We start from the raw sequence: 15,835 nt of genomic DNA, 5'->3' as shown, positions 1-15,835 counted from the left end.
CACATAAAATGCGACGCTCAGCACGATCACTTGAGACAGGCTTATCTGAGAATGCCGATCTCTTTGGAGATTTTCTGGATTTGAGCCACGTTGTCTGCCACGAAGGCTTCGAACTCGGGGCCTTGCAGATCAAGAGGTGCGAGGCCGTTATTCGTCATGATGTTTTTCCATTCGTCGGAGGCATAAAGCGCGCCGATTTTGGAGACCCAAGTATCATAGGCTTCATCGCTCATGTCGCCGGGGGCATAAAATCCGCGCCAGTTTGCACCGATGGCGTCAACACCTTGTTCTCGTGCTGTCGGAAAGTCCGCAAATTCACCTGCCAGACGCTCCGGAGCGAGGACCGCAATCACGCGAATGTCGCCACTGTCGACGAACCCTTTGGCTTCGGAAAGGTCTCCCGTGAAGGCTTGGACCGAACCGGCCAGAAGCTGGGTTACGGCTTCACCGCCACCATCAAAGGCGATGTATTTTACGGTACGCACATCTTCGACACCATAGGCGTCAGCAGCAATCAGAACTTTCAGGTGATCCCAGCCACCCACAGCAGAGCCGCCAGCGACCGAAACCGAAGTAGAATCGGTCTTGATCATCTCAAGCAGGGCCGGGAGGTCCGCAATGTCACTATCTGCGGCCACGGCAATCACACCATAATCCGCCCCGACAGAAGCCAGCCAGCGCACCTGATCCATCGTGTTGCCCGGAAATGCACCTTGCGCCAAGCGGGTCGCGGTCGCCGAAGATGCGGCGACAATCAGGTTGTCGTCATCGCTACGTTTGTTGACGACTTCAGCAAAGGCAACGCCGCCGCCACCGCCGGCAAGGTTGACGACTTGAAGGGTTTTGTCGAGCAAGCCAAGGTCTTGCATGGATTTACCCACCTGACGGCAGGTAAAATCCCAACCGCCGCCGGGGTTGGCCGGTGCGATACATTCAGGGTTTTCAAGGGTGAACCCGTCAGCAAATGCACCGAATGTAGATGCGCCGAGCAGGGCAGCAGCGAGGGTGAGGCGTGTGGCCTTGATAATCATGTGTTTTACTCCTCCACATAGTTTTCTGTCGGGCCGTATGGCCGCCCGAAGTCCGAAACTTTCGCACCGTAGCTTTTCGGTCTCCTCGCGAAAGGTTATGAGAGAGATGTAATCGGCAAACCTGTCACGAACCTGTCATGAGCGACAAGGATCGGTTTTTGGAGGAAGCATGCGGGTACTGATCGTCGAAGATGCAGCGGATGTTTCCGAAGCTATTGCCATACGCTTGGGCAAGTTCGGAATGGCCTGCGATATTGCAGACACCTGTGACTCTGCGGAAGACTACCTTGCGGTTCAGCGCTATGATGTGGTTGTGCTTGATATCAACCTGCCTGACCGCAACGGCACCGAATTGTTGCAAGACATGCGTGCCTCCGGGAACCGGACGCCTGTGCTGATGTTGACGGCTTTGTTCTCTGTCGATGATCGCGTGACAGCACTTGATCTTGGTGCAGACGACTATCTTATCAAACCCTTCGATCAACGCGAACTCGAAGCGCGGCTGCGCGCTTTGGTGCGTCGAGAGGCTGAGCAAAAATCCGATGTCGTCACGCTTGGCCCGCTCAAGTTCTCGCCTGCCGGACTTTCCGCCACCTTGGAGGGCGTGCCTCTCAACCTCACCCGGCGGGAGGCAACTCTGCTGGAGCTTTTGCTGCGCAATCAAAAAACTCCGTTGAGCAAGAAACGCCTCTATGACGGTCTTTTTGCGTTTGAGGATGCGGATGTTGGCGTGAATGCAATCGAGCTTTATATCGCGCGTTTGCGCAAGAAACTCGCCGATTCGAGTATCTCTATCGAGACTCGCCGTGGGGTCGGGTACCGGATTTGCAATGATGGATGATCCTCTCGACGCCATCGCCGCTCGTACGGCGGGAAGCGAACGATCCTTACTTGCGCGTGTGATGGCGGGAGTGTTCACGCTTCTGGCAATGGGTGGCATTGTGGTCGCCCTTGCAGCCTTCGCCTATGGTCGCAACGCCGCACGCCAGTCGTTTGATAGAATCCTCCTCGGCGCGGCCAATGATATTGCCGAAAGTCTAATTGTCCAAGACGGCCAACCGGTTGCCAATATTCCGGCATCTGCCTTCGGGTTGCTGGCGCTGGCAGAGAACGACCGCATATATTATTCGATTCAGGGGCCTGATGGTGCCGTACTCACCGGATATTCGGGCGGGGCGAAAACGGCCAATCTCAGTGATACGCTTACCTCACCCGTGTTTTATGACAACCGGATGCAAGCAGAGCGGGCGCGGTTTGTCACTGTGGCGCGGCTGTTTTCGGAGCGTGACTTTTCGGGGGCCGTGTATGTCACGGTCGGACATACGCTAAGAGCGCGCAATGCTATGGCGCTGGGTCTGACGAAAGGGGCCTTGGTGATGACAGGGTTCGGCGGCTTGGCGCTGCTTTTGGGGGCGTTTCTTGTGATCCGCTCCTCCATGAAACCCTTGGAAACTCTTACGCGCGAGCTTTCCCAACGCAATCCATATGATCTCACGCCCATGTCGACGCAGGGACCGGCAGAGGTCGCTGTTATGGTGCATGCCCTCAACCGGTTCATGCAACGGCTGGATCGTCAAGTTGACGCTATGAAGCATCTTATCTCCGATACGGCGCATCAATTACGTACTCCGGTTGCGGCCATCCGCGCACAGGCAGAACTTGCCATAGAAGATGATGCAGAAGACCGTCGGGTCCAGCGTCTCGAACGTTTGGTAAAACGCACACGCTCTCTGGGGACGTTACTTGATCAAATGTTGTCCCGCGCCTTGGTCATCCACCGCACAGACAATGCGCCACCCGCGTCCATTGATTTGCGAGATATTGCCTTGCGTATTTTTGAAGAAAGAGATCACGAGTTTCTCGCACCGGATATTGAGGTGGGGCTTTCGATCGGAGAGCATCCGGTGATCGTGATTGCCGATGACATTTCTCTTACTGAGGCCGTAAAAAACATGCTGACCAACGGTCTGCGACATGGAGTTTCTCCTGTCACTTTGGGAGTTTCCAAGGAACAAGGCTGTGCCATGATCTGGGTTCAGGATTCCGGCTCAGGCCCTCCACACGAAGTCATGAGCACAATAGGACAACGTTTCGAGCGCTCCGCCGCCTCCAAAGGTGACAGCGCCGGTCTCGGATTGTCGATTGTTCAGGCTGTTGCCAGAGCGTTCAACGGCAAGGTTCTGATGGAACATCTTGATACGGGATTTCGTGTCACCTTGTCATTTCCCGCACAAGAAGAGGACAGCTTGCCATGAAGCGCGTGACATTTGTCAGAAGCCTCGTCACCACTTTGATTGCTTGCGCCTTTTCCTTGCCCGGTCATGCGCAAGAGGCCACCGCGATTTTCTCGTCTCCTGAGGATACAGCGGAAATCACGCTCTCGGTCCGGTCGACAACGGACATTGCCACTTTTGCACAGATTCTTGATGCATTTGTCGCGGCCCATCCGAACGTTGAACTCTATTATGAGCAATGGGGCTCGAACAATCTCTACGCTGATAGCCTCAGCGCCTGTGACGGCAGGCGTCAGTCAGCGGATGTGGTCATTTCTTCCGGCGTTCACCAGATGGTCGATCTCGTCAATCGCGCTTGTGCAAGCGCTTACCAATCTGACCTCACAGCGCAATTGCCCGTCCAACGCAAATGGCGGGACGAGCTTTGGGGGATTACTCGGGAGGCGGCCGTTATTGTCTACAACAAGAGCCTTGTCCCTGCCGCGGATGTGCCCCGCACGAGGTTTGCGCTTCTTGATCTGATGCGACGTCCTTCGAATGCCTATCGGGGCAAGATTGCAACCTACGACATTGAACGCTCCGGCCTCGGTTTTTTGTTTGCGTTTATGGATAGTCAGCAGGCAACCACATTTGGCGGGATGCTGGAATCCTTCTCGCGTGCTGATGCTGTTGCCACTTGTTGTTCTGCAGAGCTGATCGCCAGCGTAAATGATGGTCAGTACAAGATAGCGTATAATGTCCTTGGTTCCTATGTGGACATAAAATCCTACAGAAACCTTGGCGTCATATTTCCTGAAGATTACACGATGTATCTGTCGCGCGCACTTATGATACCGAAAGATGCCCGTCACAAAGAGGCGGCAGCACAGTTTCTGGATTTTCTCCTCTCACCAGAAGGGCGTGCGCTTTTGCAAGAGGCAAACCTTATTCAGAACAGCGATCAAGCGGAGAACGCTCGATCGGATAGCAATGATCGCTACATTCCGATTGCGCCGACATTGCTGGTTGCGATGGATGCACATAGACGTGACCAGTTCATCGCCAAATGGCACGACAGCTTTAAAGCGGAGGACGCGCCCTAGCATCTTTTTCATTACGCGATATATCCGCGAGGTTTGGCTGACGTCTCCAACCACTACAAAGAGTTTGTCTGGCGAGCCATAGCCGCCCGCCAGACCGTGACGCCGCTCTTAGAACGGGCTGTCTTCGTAGTAGAAGTCCATCGCGTTGTCTTGTGTGACCAGAACAGAGCCGATTGTGAATGTGCCCGACACGGCCGCGTTGGAGGTCAGACCGACAGCCGTCATCTCAATCGCCGTTGAAATCATGGACGGCGGATAGGTCACATCGGCTGGGATCATCGGGTCACCATCTGCAACCCGCTTGATCATTTCCTTCATCCCCGCACCGCCGAGAACGAACTGGATATCATCGCGTCCGGCCGCCTCGATTGCAGCGAGCACACCGATGGCCATATCGTCATCAGAGGCCCAGACCGCGTCAATATGCGGGTATTTGGACAGGTAGTCTTCCATGACGGTAAAACTGTCATCACGGTTCCAGTTGCCATGCTCCATCGCCAGAACATTGATGCCGGAGCCTTCGATTGCAGCGGTGAAAGCATCGACGCGTTCATTGTCAATCGTGGTCGGAATGCCGCGCAGCACGACAATGTCGCCACCATCGGGCATTTGGGAGACCATAAATTCGCCGGAGACCCGCCCGAAGCCACTGTTGTCACCAGCGACATAGAGATCTTCAATGCCGGGCACCGACAGGCCACGGTCCACCACAGTGACCCAAGCGCCGGATTCGGCGACGGCCTGAACGGGCGGGGTCAGGGGATCGGATTCAAAGGGCAGGACGACCAGAGCGTCGATATTGCGCACGGCGACCATGTCCTCGATATCGTTGACCTGTGTGCCCGGATCTGGCGCGGTGGCGAGGACAAAGTCGAGATCTGGGTAGACCTCTTCGAGCCGCTCGACGGTTTGCTTGGCATGAAAGTTCATCCCGCCAGCCCAGCCGTGGGTGGCGGCAGGAATGGACACGCCGATCACCTTCGTGTCCTGCTCTTGTGCATAGGCAGACGTCCCGATGAGAGTGGCCACTGTTGCGGCCATGATTTTGGCAGAAAGTTTCATTTTGCTCCTCCCTGAGCTTGGTTCTGACAGCTATTGTGCCGCCTTGCGTTCGCGCTGCAAGATAACAGCGAGAATAATGATAACCCCTTGGATCGCGCCGTTCAGATAGGGTGAAACAAAGTCGGTCAAATTCAGAATGTTGTCGATCAGGCTGAGGATCAGCACACCGATCACAGTGCCCCAGACCCGTCCGAATCCGCCTTTGAGCACGGTGCCGCCGATGATAACGGCGGCGATGGCTTCGAGTTCCCAAAGCACGCCGGTGGAGGCCGAGGCAGACCCGAGGCGCGGCACATACATGATGGTGGCGACCCCGACGAGCAACCCAAGAGCCGCATAGGTCAGCATCCGTGTGCGATTGATATTGACGTTAGAATAATGCGCAACGTGTTCATTAGAGCCTGTTGCGGCGCAATGGCGCCCGAAGGCCGTGCGCGACATGATGATTTCTCCGACGATCACCACGATGGCAAAGACGATAATGGGCCAACTGATCCCGAAAATGCCGTCAAAGTAGACAGGCCGGTAAAACGTGCGCAGACCGAAATCCAGCGACAGGGTGCCCCCGTCGGCCAGCCATGTGACGAGGCTGCGGTAGATGCCCATAGAACCAAGGGTGACGATGAAGGCTTCGATGCCCAATGTCGTGATCAGAAAGCCGTTGAGCAGACCTGCAATCACACCGGCAACAAGCGCCACAGCCATGCCCAGCAGAATGATGGGCACGCCGACTCCCAAACTCGGCAGAGCGGCGTTCATGGTCAGGATCATCAATCCGGCAATAAAAGCCGCCATAGAGCCAACCGAGAGGTCAAGCCCGCCTGCAGTGATAACAAAGGTCATGCCAACGGCGATGATCCCGATAAAGGCAGAGCGGGCCAGCACATTGGTGATATTGGCCGCGCTGAGGAAGTTCGGGTTCATCATGGCCCCGATTGCGATCAGCACGACCAGTGCCAGCACCGGTCCGAGCACGGACATGGAGGGCAGTTTGGCGCGGGTCTTTCCGGCTGGTGTTGAGGTCACATCAGTCATTTGGTCAAGCTCCTTGCGTCGCGGAGACGGGGGATTGTTCGGACGTCGCGCTCAGCCCCATGGACAGGCGGACAATGGCGTCTTCGGTGATGGCATCTTGGGTCACTTCTCCGCTGATCCGGCCCAGACGCATCACGAGAATCCGGTCTGCAAGGCCCATCAGTTCGGGCATCTCCGAAGAAATGACGATGATCGGCACGCCTTGGGCGGCCAGATCACGCAAGAAGGCGTAGATTTGTTGTTTCGTCCCGATGTCGATGCCACGGGTGGGTTCATCCACGATCAGGATGCGCGGTTCGGAAAGCATGACTTTCGCCAGAAGCAGCTTTTGCTGGTTGCCGCCCGAAAGATTGCCGACCTTCACATCTCGGCGGCCTGCGCGGATATCGAATTCGTCAATGGCGTTATCCAGCGCTTTTTCCTCGGCCTTCCGGTCAATGAAACGCGCACCGAACCTGTCCAGCGTTTGCAGGGTCAGGTTCTCACGCATCCCCCATCCCAAAAGAAGACCGCGCAGTTTGCGATCTTCGGTCAGGTAGCAAAGGCCGTGGCGCTGTGCATCTGCAGGGGTGCGGATGTTAACGGTGTTACCAAAAATCGTGATCCGGTCCGCCGAGGCGGGTCGCAAACCGGCAAGGCCCTCCATCACTTCGGTGCGCCCCGCGCCAATCAATCCGCCCAGCCCCAGAATCTCGCCCGCACGCAGGTCAAAAGAGACGTTTTCGGCAAATCCCGGCACGGTGAGGTTCTGGACTGACAGCACCACCTCTCCGACTCCGCTTTCGGGCTTGGCAGGGTAGAGGTCGGAGACATCGCGGCCAACCATGCCTGTAGCCATGCCATCTTCGTCAATCTCTTTGGCCGGCCCGGAATGGACCACACGCCCGTCGCGCATGATGGTCACGACATCGGAAATACCGGCCACTTCATCGAGCTTGTGCGAAGTGAACAGGATTGCGGTTCCCTGTTCTCTGAGAGCGCGGACCTGATCCATCAAAACCGCGGTTTCCCGCGTGGTCAGCACTGCTGTCGGCTCGTCCATAATCAGGACACGCGCATCCCGCGACAGGGCCTTGGCGATCTCGACCATCTGCTTTTCCGAGTTGGACAGAGAGGACACCGGCGCATCCGGATCAACGGCGCATTTCACCCGTTCAAGATAGCTGCGTGTAAGTCGCCGCATCCGCGCTTTATCAAGCAAGGGGCCGCGCCGCAGTTCCCGCCCCAGAAAGATGTTCTGCTCGACCGTTAGCTGTTCAGCGAGATTGAACTCCTGATGGATCATCACGACACCAGCCGCCTCACCCTCATGCAGACTGTCAAACCGCACAGGCGTTCCGTCCAACATCACGTTGCCGCTTGTGGCGGGCTGATAGCCGGAGAGGATTTTCATCGTCGTGGATTTCCCCGCCCCGTTCTCCCCGATCAAAGCGTGCACCTCTCCGGCCCTCAGGGACAGATCAATCTCGTGCAGCACCTCGATCGGGCCGAAGCTCTTACTGACGCCGGACAGGGCGAGAACAGGATGTGACATCAGAGCGTCACCCAAGCCGCATCCTGCGCGGAGGAACTCACACAGGCGGAGATAAAGGCCATGCCCTCCAGTCCTGCCTGGATCCCCGGCAAGAGCCCCATAGCGGTTGCTTTGTCGGTGCCGTTCTGAACCGCGCGAATGGCTTCGGCGGATTCGTTGTAAATGGTCGCAAAGCCTTCAAGATAGCCTTCGGGATGACCCGCTGGGATGCGGCTGACCGCAGAGGCTGCGGCACCGGCGCCTGCACCATTTCGGGTGATCAGACGTTTGGGTTCTCCTTGCGGGGTGAACCAGAGGTAATTCGGGTCTTCCTGAGACCATTCCAGCCCGCCCTTGCTTCCATAGACGCGCAGCTTGAGCGCGTTCTCGTTGCCGGGCGCGACCTGAGACGACCAGAGCATCCCGCGTGCACCAGAAGCAAAGCGCAACAGCACATGGGCATTGTCATCAAGTGTGCGTCCGGCCCCGAAGGCTTGCAGATCTGCCGCCAGTTTTTCGACCGAGAGACCCGTGACAAAACAGGCGAGGTTGTGGGCATGAGTGCCAATGTCACCGACCGATCCGCCCGCACCGGAGCGTTTCGGGTCGGTCCGCCATTCGGCCTGTTTGACGCCTTCTTTCTCAGCGGGGCTGGTGAGCCAGTCCTGCGGATATTCGACCTGAACAATGCGGATATCGCCAAGATCACCGGCATGCACCATGTCGCGGGCCTGACGGATCATCGGATAGCCTGTGTAGTTATGTGTCAGGATGAAAAGCGCGTCACTGTCAGCCACGGACTGTGCCAGACTTTGCGCGTCTTCCAGCGTCGAGGTCAAAGGCTTGTCACAGATCACATGGATGCCTTTCGCGAGAAAAGCCTTCGCGGCGGCCGCATGGACGTGGTTCGGGGTTACGATGCTGACCGCCTCGATCCCGTCTTCGCGTGCCGCTTCTGCATTGGCCATCTCGGTGAATGATCCGTAACTGCGGTTGATGCCGAGTGCCTTGGCGCTGGCTTCGGATTTCTCCGGTGTCGAGGATAGCGCCCCGGCCAACAGTTCGAACCTGTCGTCGATCCGCGCGGCGATGCGATGCACCCCGCCGATAAAGGCGTCATTTCCGCCGCCGACCATACCCAAACGAATACGTTTCATCAGTCGATCCCCAACATTTTACGATTTGCAGCCTCATCCGTGCCGCCATCTGCGAAGTCATCAAAAGCGCGTTCCGTGACGCGGATGATGTGGTCTTTCACGAATTGCGCCCCTTCGCGCGCACCGTCCTCGGGATGTTTGAGCGCACATTCCCATTCAACCACGGCCCAGCCATCAAAATCATTGGCCGCCATTTTGGAGAAGACCGCGCCGAAATCCACCTGACCGTCGCCCAGACTGCGGAACCGTCCGGCACGATTGACCCAGGATTGATAGCCGGAATAGACACCTTGTCGCCCCGTCGGATTGAATTCCGCGTCTTTGACATGGAACATGCGGATGCGGTCTTTGTAGATGTCGATATTGTCGAGATAGTCGAGGCACTGAAGCACATAGTGCGACGGGTCATAGAGCATACAGGCACGGTCATGATTACCGGTGCGCTCAAGGAACATCTCATAGGTGATCCCGTCATGCAGATCTTCACCCGGATGGATCTCATAACAGACATCAACGCCGCAGTCTTCGGCATGGTCGAGAATTGGGAGCCAGCGCTTGGCCAGTTCCTCGAATGCGGTTTCGATCAGACCGGCAGGGCGCTGTGGCCACGGGTAGATATAGGGCCATGCCAAGGCGCCGGAGAAGGTCGCATGTGCGCCGATGCCCATATTCTTGGAGGCAGACAAGGCTTTCTTGACCTGCTCGACCGCCCATGCCTGACGCGCCTTCGGATTGCCGCGCACTTCAGGAGCCGCGAAACCGTCGAACGCATCGTCATAGGCGGGGTGGACGGCAACAAGCTGGCCTTGCAAATGGGTGGACAGTTCGGTGACCGTGACGCCGTTTTCGGTGGCTTGTCCCTTGAACTCGTCGCAATAGTCTTTGCTTTCGGCGGCCTTGTCGAGGTCGATCAGACGCGCATCCCAACTGGGCACCTGAACCCCTTTATAGCCGCAGTCCGCCGCCCATTTGGTGATGCTGTCCCACGAGTTGAACGGAGCTTCGTCACCTGCAAATTGCGCCAGAAACAGCGCGGGCCCTTGAATGGTCTTCATGATTTTCCTCCTCCCTATTCAACCGCGTTCAAACGAAGCGGTTCACAATATTTTCCAAGATTTCCTGACGACCGGACCGCGGTTGCGGATTGATCGCGTCGGCTTCGACCTGTGCAGCGATTGTGGCCAGATCGCTCTTGAGAAGTGCCTGACCTTTCGGCGTGTCCCATCCGGCGTAACGTTCGCTGCGCATTGCTTCGAGCGTGCCATCCTCCAGCATGGCCGCCGCGGCTTTGAAACCGCGAGCGCAGACATCCATTGCACCAGCATGTCCGGCGATCAGATCCACCGGATCAAGAGACTGACGGCGCAGTTTGGCATCGAAATTGGTCCCGCCGGTGGTGAAACCGCCCGCCTTGAGTACTTCGTAATAGGCCAAGGCCACTTCCGGCACGTTGTTGGGGAACTGGTCGGTGTCCCAGCCAGACTGATAGTCATTGCGGTTCATGTCGATGGAACCGAATATTCCGAGAGCAGAGGCCAGCGCCAGTTCGTGTTCAAAGGAATGACCGGCAAGGATCGCGTGGCCTTGCTCGATGTTCATCTGCACTTCGCTTTCAAGGCCGAACTCCTTGAGGAAGCCGTAGACAGTGGCCACGTCGAAATCATACTGGTGCTTGGTTGGTTCCTGGGGCTTGGGCTCGACAAGGATCGCCCCTTTGAAGCCGATCTTGTGTTTATACTCGACCGCCATTTGCAAGAGCCGTCCGGCTTGTTGGCGTTCGCGCTTCAGGTCGGTGTTGAGCAGGGTTTCATAGCCTTCGCGCCCGCCCCAGAGCACATAATTTTGGCCGCCCATCTTATGCGTGGCATCCATACAGTTTTTCACCGTTGCGGCAGACCATGCGAAAATATCGGGGTCGGGATTGGTGGCCGCGCCCGCCATGAAACGACGGTTGGAAAAGAGGTTGGCGGTTCCCCAAAGCAGCTTGGTCTTGCTGCTTTCCATCTTTTCGCTGAGATAGTCGACCATTTCTTCGAAGTTGCGCTTGCTCTCGGCAAAGCTGTCGCCTTCAGGGCGGATATCGGCATCATGCCAGCAGAAGAACGGCACATTGAGCAGGTCGAACATTTCGAAAGCGACATCTGCTTTCATCTTTGCCAGATCCATCGTGTTGCCAAACCATGGCCGTTCAAAGGTTTGCCCGCCAAAGGGATCATCTCCGGGCCAGGCAAAGGAATGCCAATAGGCGACAGCAAAACGCAGATGGTCTTCCATGCGCTTGCCCATGACGACCTCGTCAGGATTGTAATGACGGAAAGCCAACCCGTCGGATTGCGGATCGTAACGAAGCGGTGAGATGTCTTTGAAAAAGTCGGTCATCGGGGCACTTTCCTGATCAGTTCATTTCGGTTGGAAGGTTGTCGCGCACATAGATCGCCGGAATGAGCTCCGGCGATGGGGGTGGCGGCATTTCATCTGCGATGGCTTGCAGCAGCGCCAAAGCGCGGTTCATCTCAATCTCGGGGCGTTGGTCGAGGGCGACATCAACGAAACCGTCTTGGAGCGCATCGCAGACAGTTGTGGAAAGTTCATGGACGATGCAGAAAATTGCGCCATCCGGATCACGTTCGCGCAGGGCACGCACCAGACCTTCGTTGCCCGCGCCAGCATTGTAGATTGCCGTGATTGGGGAGGCGTCGGACAGGTTCTGGTGCAGGCTTTGCTGCATCAGTTCGGCTTGGTCCTTGGTCTCGATGACTTCGGAAATCCCGATATTGGGGAAGTCGGCCTCTATCACTTCGCGAAACCCGTTGATCCGGTCGCTGTGGTCGCGAAGATCAAGAGATCCTGCCGTCAGAACAACATGGCCCGGCTTTCCGCCATGTGAGAACCCGATCAGGCGTCCGGCGGTGCGGCCAGCCTTGACGTTATCAATCCCGATATAATGATCGCGATTGTTCTCCGGCACATCAGAGACGAGCGTGACAATTTTCGTCCCTTCGGCCCGCAGAGCCGTGAGGGAGGTGGAGAATTTGTCCAGACCCTGCCCGACAAAGGCGACACCATCATAGTTTTTTCCGATCAAGCCGGAGAGAGCCTGCTCCAGAGCGCGCGCGTCAAAGGCTTCGAACTCGATCACATCGAGCACCACTCCGGCGGTTTTGAGATGCAATGCGGCGGCTGCAAGCTGGTCATGCATCCGGCCGAAAAAGTCGTGGGATTTGTCAGGCAGAACGAAAGCGAGGTGGTGGTGCCGGCTTTTGGAGAGTTTGGCAGCGGCGATATTGCGGACATAGCCAAGCTGAGCGACGGCATCATTGACCTTGCGCACCGATTTCTCGGCCACATTGCCGCGCCGGTTCACAACGCGATCCGCAGTCGCATAGCTGACGCCCGCCAAAGCGGCGACATCATGAAGTGTCGGGTTTTTCATCTTTCCTCCCGTGCGCAGCACTCCTCCTGCTGGCACGGGTTTAGAGTTGACGCAAAAATGATATACGTCAATCATTTTCTTGTAATTTAATTTATCAACTATAAATCAATGCATTAGATGGTGCTGGCGTTTACCCGAATCTCAATGCCACTTGGGGCGATGTCCGATATCATCCTGTAATGCACAGCTGCCCGGAGTGCTTCCGTCGCCAAAGGGCGGGCATACGTTTCAGAAGTCGAGGGAATTGCGTTCGCGATAGCCTTGCAAAAAGCTGGCGAGGCGCGGGTCGGTCGGGTTGTTGAACACATCGCGCGGCGAGCCGGTTGCAACGATCTCTCCGCGTTCCATGAACACCACCCTATCGGCCACATGCGCGGCAAATCCCATTTCGTGGGTGACCACGACCATGGTCATGCCTTCGGCGGCAAGCTGTTTCATCACACCGAGCACCTCGCCCACCAGTTCCGGATCAAGTGCGCTTGTCGGTTCGTCAAACAGCATAATGCGCGGTTCCATTGCGATGGCCCGAGCGATGGCGACCCGTTGCTGTTGGCCGCCGGAGAGATGGCTGGGATGGTTGTCTTCCTTGTCCGCCAGCCCGACCTTGGCCAGAGCCTCGCGTGCACGGGCCTGCGCCTCGGGGCGTTTCAGCCCACGGACGCGTTCCAGCCCTTCGGCCACGTTCTGCAAGGCGGTCATATGCGGCCAGAGGTTGAATTGCTGGAACACCATGCCGATCTCGCGGCGCATCTCGCGCAACCGGTTTGCGGCCATCACTTTGCCGCCGGGGCTGTCATAGCCGATCAGCTGGTCGTCAATCCGCACCTCGCCGCTGTCGTAGAGTTCAAGAACATTGATACAGCGCAGCAATGTGGACTTGCCCGAACCGGATGGGCCGATCAGGCAGGTCACCTTGCCCGGCGGGATGTCGAGGCTGACGTCCTTCAGAGCCTGAAACGGGCCATAGAATTTGTTGACATTGCGCAAATGGGCGGAGGCGGCGGTCTGGCTGGTCATCTCTCAGCTCCGATCAAGAAGGTAATGGGTGAAGCGGCGCTCCAGACGGCGGCCGAAGCGCGAGATCAATTCGACGAAGCCCCAGAAGAACAAGGCAAGGATCAGGATCGGGGCGACGAAAGCGAAGGTTTCGCTCATCATCGTTTGGGTCTGGAACATGATCTCGGGAACGGTGATCATCGACAGGATCACGGTTTCCTTCGTCAGGATGATCGCGAAATTCACCAGTGCGGGCAGGGCGGAGACCATCATGACCGGCACCATGATGCGGGTGATAATGGTCGTGTTGCGAAAGCCGATGGCGCGGGCGGCTTCGACCTGACCGACGGGTACGGCATCAAAGCCCGCACGCAGGATTTCGGTGAAATAGGCGCTGCCGTAAATCGTCAACCCGAGGATGCCTGCGGGTAGGGCGTCCAGACGCAGCCCGATGAGCGGGCCACCGTAATACAGGACAAAAAGCTGCACGAGGAAGGGCGTGCCACGGACGAATTCGACATAGGCGCGGATCGGATAGCGCAGGAATGCGGGGCCAAACCGGCGGGCGATCTCGATCATGAAACCGAGTACAAGGCCGAGGAGTGTCCCCAGCGCCCAACTCAGAATGGTGTATCCGAAGCCTGTAAGCAGATCAGGGCCGTAGCGTTGGATTATCTCCGTCATCAGACCGTAAGCCTCCGTTCAAGCATGCGTCCGGCCTGTGCAATCACAAGGTTGATCACGAGGTAGATAAAGGCGGCGGCAAGGTAGATTTCGAGGGGACGATAGGTGGCGGCGGCGATGGACTGGCTCATGCGCGTGATTTCCACAATGCCGACCACGGTGACAAGGGAGCTGGCTTTGACCAACAGGATCAATTCGTTGACGATAGCGGGCAGGCCGATCTTGAGCGCCTGCGGCAGCAGAATACGGATCCAGACATCGCGGGGCGCCATGCCGATGGCAGCGGCGGCTTCCGCCTGACCTTGGGGGATGGCGTTGAGAGACCCGCGCAGCACTTCAGACAGGTAGGCGGCGGCACAAAGCCCGACGGTCAGGACCGCCGCGGCCAGTGCGGGCACATTGATGCCGATCACAGGCAGCAGGTAATAAGCCGCGAGAAGCTGGATCAGCAGCGGGACGCCGCGAAAAAAGCTGACATAAAGCGCCGCAATCCGGCGCATCCAGCGCTTGTTCGACAGTGCCGCAGCACAGATCACCGCACCGAGAATGAGCCCCTCGATACAGCCGAGGACCGAGATCAGGAGCGTGTAGCGGGCCGAGCCGAGCAACACTGGAAAATTTTCCACGATCGTCTGGAATGAAAACATTGCCATGCCTTGAGAATGGGGAGGGCGTTGCGCGGGCGAGTGGGCCCCGCCCGCGCGGGTTATATCTTAGAGTTCAGGCATTGTCGCCGGAAGTTCGGTGGCCATGCCGAACCATTTTTCTTGCATGGCGGCCATCCGGCCATCGGCCTTGATCGCTTCAAGAGCGTCATTCACAGCGGCAACCAGTGTATCGCCATCACCTTTGCGGGCTACAAAGCCGAAATAGGTGGGTGTGCCGAAGGGCGGGGTGACAACGGCGAAGTTGTCAGGGCGTGTATTGGCAAGGTAGCTGAGAAGCGGTGCAGACCCCGCAACCGCGTCAAGACGACCGGTCATCAGATCGGCATAGGCTTCGTCCGGTGTGCCGTAACCTTTGACAGTAATACCGCCGATTTTCTCGCCATAGGCTTCAAGCTGTTTCTCTTGCGCCGTGCCTTTTTGCACGCCGACCGTCATGCCTTTGGCATCTTCCGGCCCTGTCATCTTGCCATCTTTACGCTGCACAAAGGCAACGGTCGCATCCGCGATCGGCAGGGTGAAGCTGTAGCGTTCTGCGCGTTCGGCGGTCATGGTCACAGGGGCCAGAACAAAGTCGAATTTGTTGACTTCGAGACCCGGCAGGATCGAGGTCCACGGCAAGTCCAGATATTCCGGCGTGACGCCCAGTTCCTTGGCGATCTCGTCAAACAGGTCGCGGTCAAACCCGACATATTCACCGTTTTCGAGCATGTCGAAGGGTGCGTAATGCATCTCTGTCGCGACGACAATTTTGCCTGCGGCTTTGATGTCGGCCAGATCATCTGCCAGAACCGCTGAAGTGGTGAAAGCAAGTGCGCCCAGACCAAGAAGCGCGGATTTCACAGTTGTGTAAAAGGTCATATTGTCTCTCCTGTTGGCGGGGCTTTTCATTCCGGCACCGCGCCCCTTGGGTGCCGGACAGTCGGACCAGCGCCGGTTTTCC

15 protein-coding genes are annotated in these 15,835 nt (G+C 57.3%); 3 read left to right on the top strand and 12 right to left on the bottom strand.

Translation table 11 applies throughout. The features are described from left to right. Positions 1-41: 41 nt before the first annotated feature. Positions 42-1,031, bottom strand: coding sequence for a Bug family tripartite tricarboxylate transporter substrate binding protein (locus tag BM152_RS05740; protein ID WP_066601314.1), 990 nt, complete (start codon positions 1,029-1,031; stop codon positions 42-44). Between the two features lie 169 nt (positions 1,032-1,200). On the opposite strand from BM152_RS05740, the gene BM152_RS05735 reads away from it, so the two are divergent. The 3 genes from BM152_RS05735 to BM152_RS05725 are packed head-to-tail and all read left to right on the top strand — an operon-like array spanning position 1,201 to position 4,347. Then, complete coding sequence (locus tag BM152_RS05735; RefSeq protein WP_066601315.1) at positions 1,201-1,872, top strand: response regulator transcription factor; 672 nt, start codon at positions 1,201-1,203, stop codon at positions 1,870-1,872. Beyond that, complete coding sequence (locus BM152_RS05730; protein ID WP_231730492.1) at positions 1,862-3,286, top strand: sensor histidine kinase; 1,425 nt, start codon at positions 1,862-1,864, stop codon at positions 3,284-3,286. The genes BM152_RS05735 and BM152_RS05730 overlap by 11 nt, the downstream gene beginning before the upstream one ends. Positions 3,287-3,342: 56 nt before the next feature. Next, a complete protein-coding gene (locus BM152_RS05725) occupies positions 3,343-4,347 on the top strand; it encodes an ABC transporter substrate-binding protein (RefSeq protein WP_231730493.1) in 1,005 nt (334 codons plus the stop codon). Between the two features lie 108 nt (positions 4,348-4,455). Here BM152_RS05725 and BM152_RS05720 read toward each other — a convergent pair whose 3' ends face one another. From BM152_RS05720 to BM152_RS05670, 11 genes are all read right to left on the bottom strand, one after another. After that, positions 4,456-5,409, bottom strand: coding sequence for an ABC transporter substrate-binding protein (locus BM152_RS05720; RefSeq protein ID WP_066601319.1), 954 nt, complete (start codon positions 5,407-5,409; stop codon positions 4,456-4,458). Positions 5,410-5,439: 30 nt separating this feature from the next. Further along, on the bottom strand, positions 5,440-6,444 hold the full coding sequence (locus tag BM152_RS05715; protein WP_074914019.1) for an ABC transporter permease: 1,005 nt from the start codon (positions 6,442-6,444) through the stop codon (positions 5,440-5,442). A 4-nt stretch (positions 6,445-6,448) separates the two neighbouring features. Next, positions 6,449-7,978: a sugar ABC transporter ATP-binding protein gene (locus tag BM152_RS05710; protein WP_066601320.1), complete on the bottom strand. Its 1,530-nt coding sequence runs from the start codon at positions 7,976-7,978 to the stop codon at positions 6,449-6,451. Continuing rightward, on the bottom strand, positions 7,978-9,114 hold the full coding sequence (locus tag BM152_RS05705) for a Gfo/Idh/MocA family protein (protein WP_066601321.1): 1,137 nt from the start codon (positions 9,112-9,114) through the stop codon (positions 7,978-7,980). Before BM152_RS05705 ends, BM152_RS05710 begins: the two co-directional genes overlap by 1 nt. Further along, positions 9,114-10,169 carry a sugar phosphate isomerase/epimerase family protein gene (locus BM152_RS05700; RefSeq protein WP_066601323.1) on the bottom strand — a complete coding sequence of 352 codons (1,056 nt, stop codon included), beginning with the start codon at positions 10,167-10,169 and terminating at the stop codon, positions 9,114-9,116. The genes BM152_RS05705 and BM152_RS05700 overlap by 1 nt, the downstream gene beginning before the upstream one ends. Positions 10,170-10,197: 28 nt before the next feature. After that, positions 10,198-11,493 carry a xylose isomerase gene (gene xylA, locus BM152_RS05695; protein ID WP_066601326.1) on the bottom strand — a complete coding sequence of 432 codons (1,296 nt, stop codon included), beginning with the start codon at positions 11,491-11,493 and terminating at the stop codon, positions 10,198-10,200. A gap of 16 nt (positions 11,494-11,509) precedes the next feature. Next, complete coding sequence (locus tag BM152_RS05690) at positions 11,510-12,547, bottom strand: LacI family DNA-binding transcriptional regulator (protein ID WP_066601328.1); 1,038 nt, start codon at positions 12,545-12,547, stop codon at positions 11,510-11,512. A gap of 228 nt (positions 12,548-12,775) precedes the next feature. Continuing rightward, positions 12,776-13,564 carry an amino acid ABC transporter ATP-binding protein gene (locus BM152_RS05685; protein ID WP_066601329.1) on the bottom strand — a complete coding sequence of 263 codons (789 nt, stop codon included), beginning with the start codon at positions 13,562-13,564 and terminating at the stop codon, positions 12,776-12,778. Positions 13,565-13,567: 3 nt separating this feature from the next. Beyond that, positions 13,568-14,227 (bottom strand): amino acid ABC transporter permease, encoded by a 660-nt coding sequence (locus BM152_RS05680; protein WP_066601331.1) that lies wholly within the window; start codon positions 14,225-14,227, stop codon positions 13,568-13,570. Next, complete coding sequence (locus BM152_RS05675) at positions 14,227-14,874, bottom strand: amino acid ABC transporter permease (protein WP_066601334.1); 648 nt, start codon at positions 14,872-14,874, stop codon at positions 14,227-14,229. Before BM152_RS05675 ends, BM152_RS05680 begins: the two co-directional genes overlap by 1 nt. 66 nt (positions 14,875-14,940) lie before the next feature. Then, on the bottom strand, positions 14,941-15,753 hold the full coding sequence (locus BM152_RS05670) for a transporter substrate-binding domain-containing protein (protein ID WP_066601335.1): 813 nt from the start codon (positions 15,751-15,753) through the stop codon (positions 14,941-14,943). Between the last annotated feature and the right edge of the window lie 82 nt (positions 15,754-15,835).

Origin of the sequence: Celeribacter halophilus, assembly GCF_900114135.1 — a bacterium.
In the GTDB taxonomy this organism is placed as follows: Bacteria; Pseudomonadota; Alphaproteobacteria; order Rhodobacterales; family Rhodobacteraceae; genus Celeribacter; species Celeribacter halophilus.
This window is presented reverse-complemented; position numbering and strand designations above follow the sequence as displayed.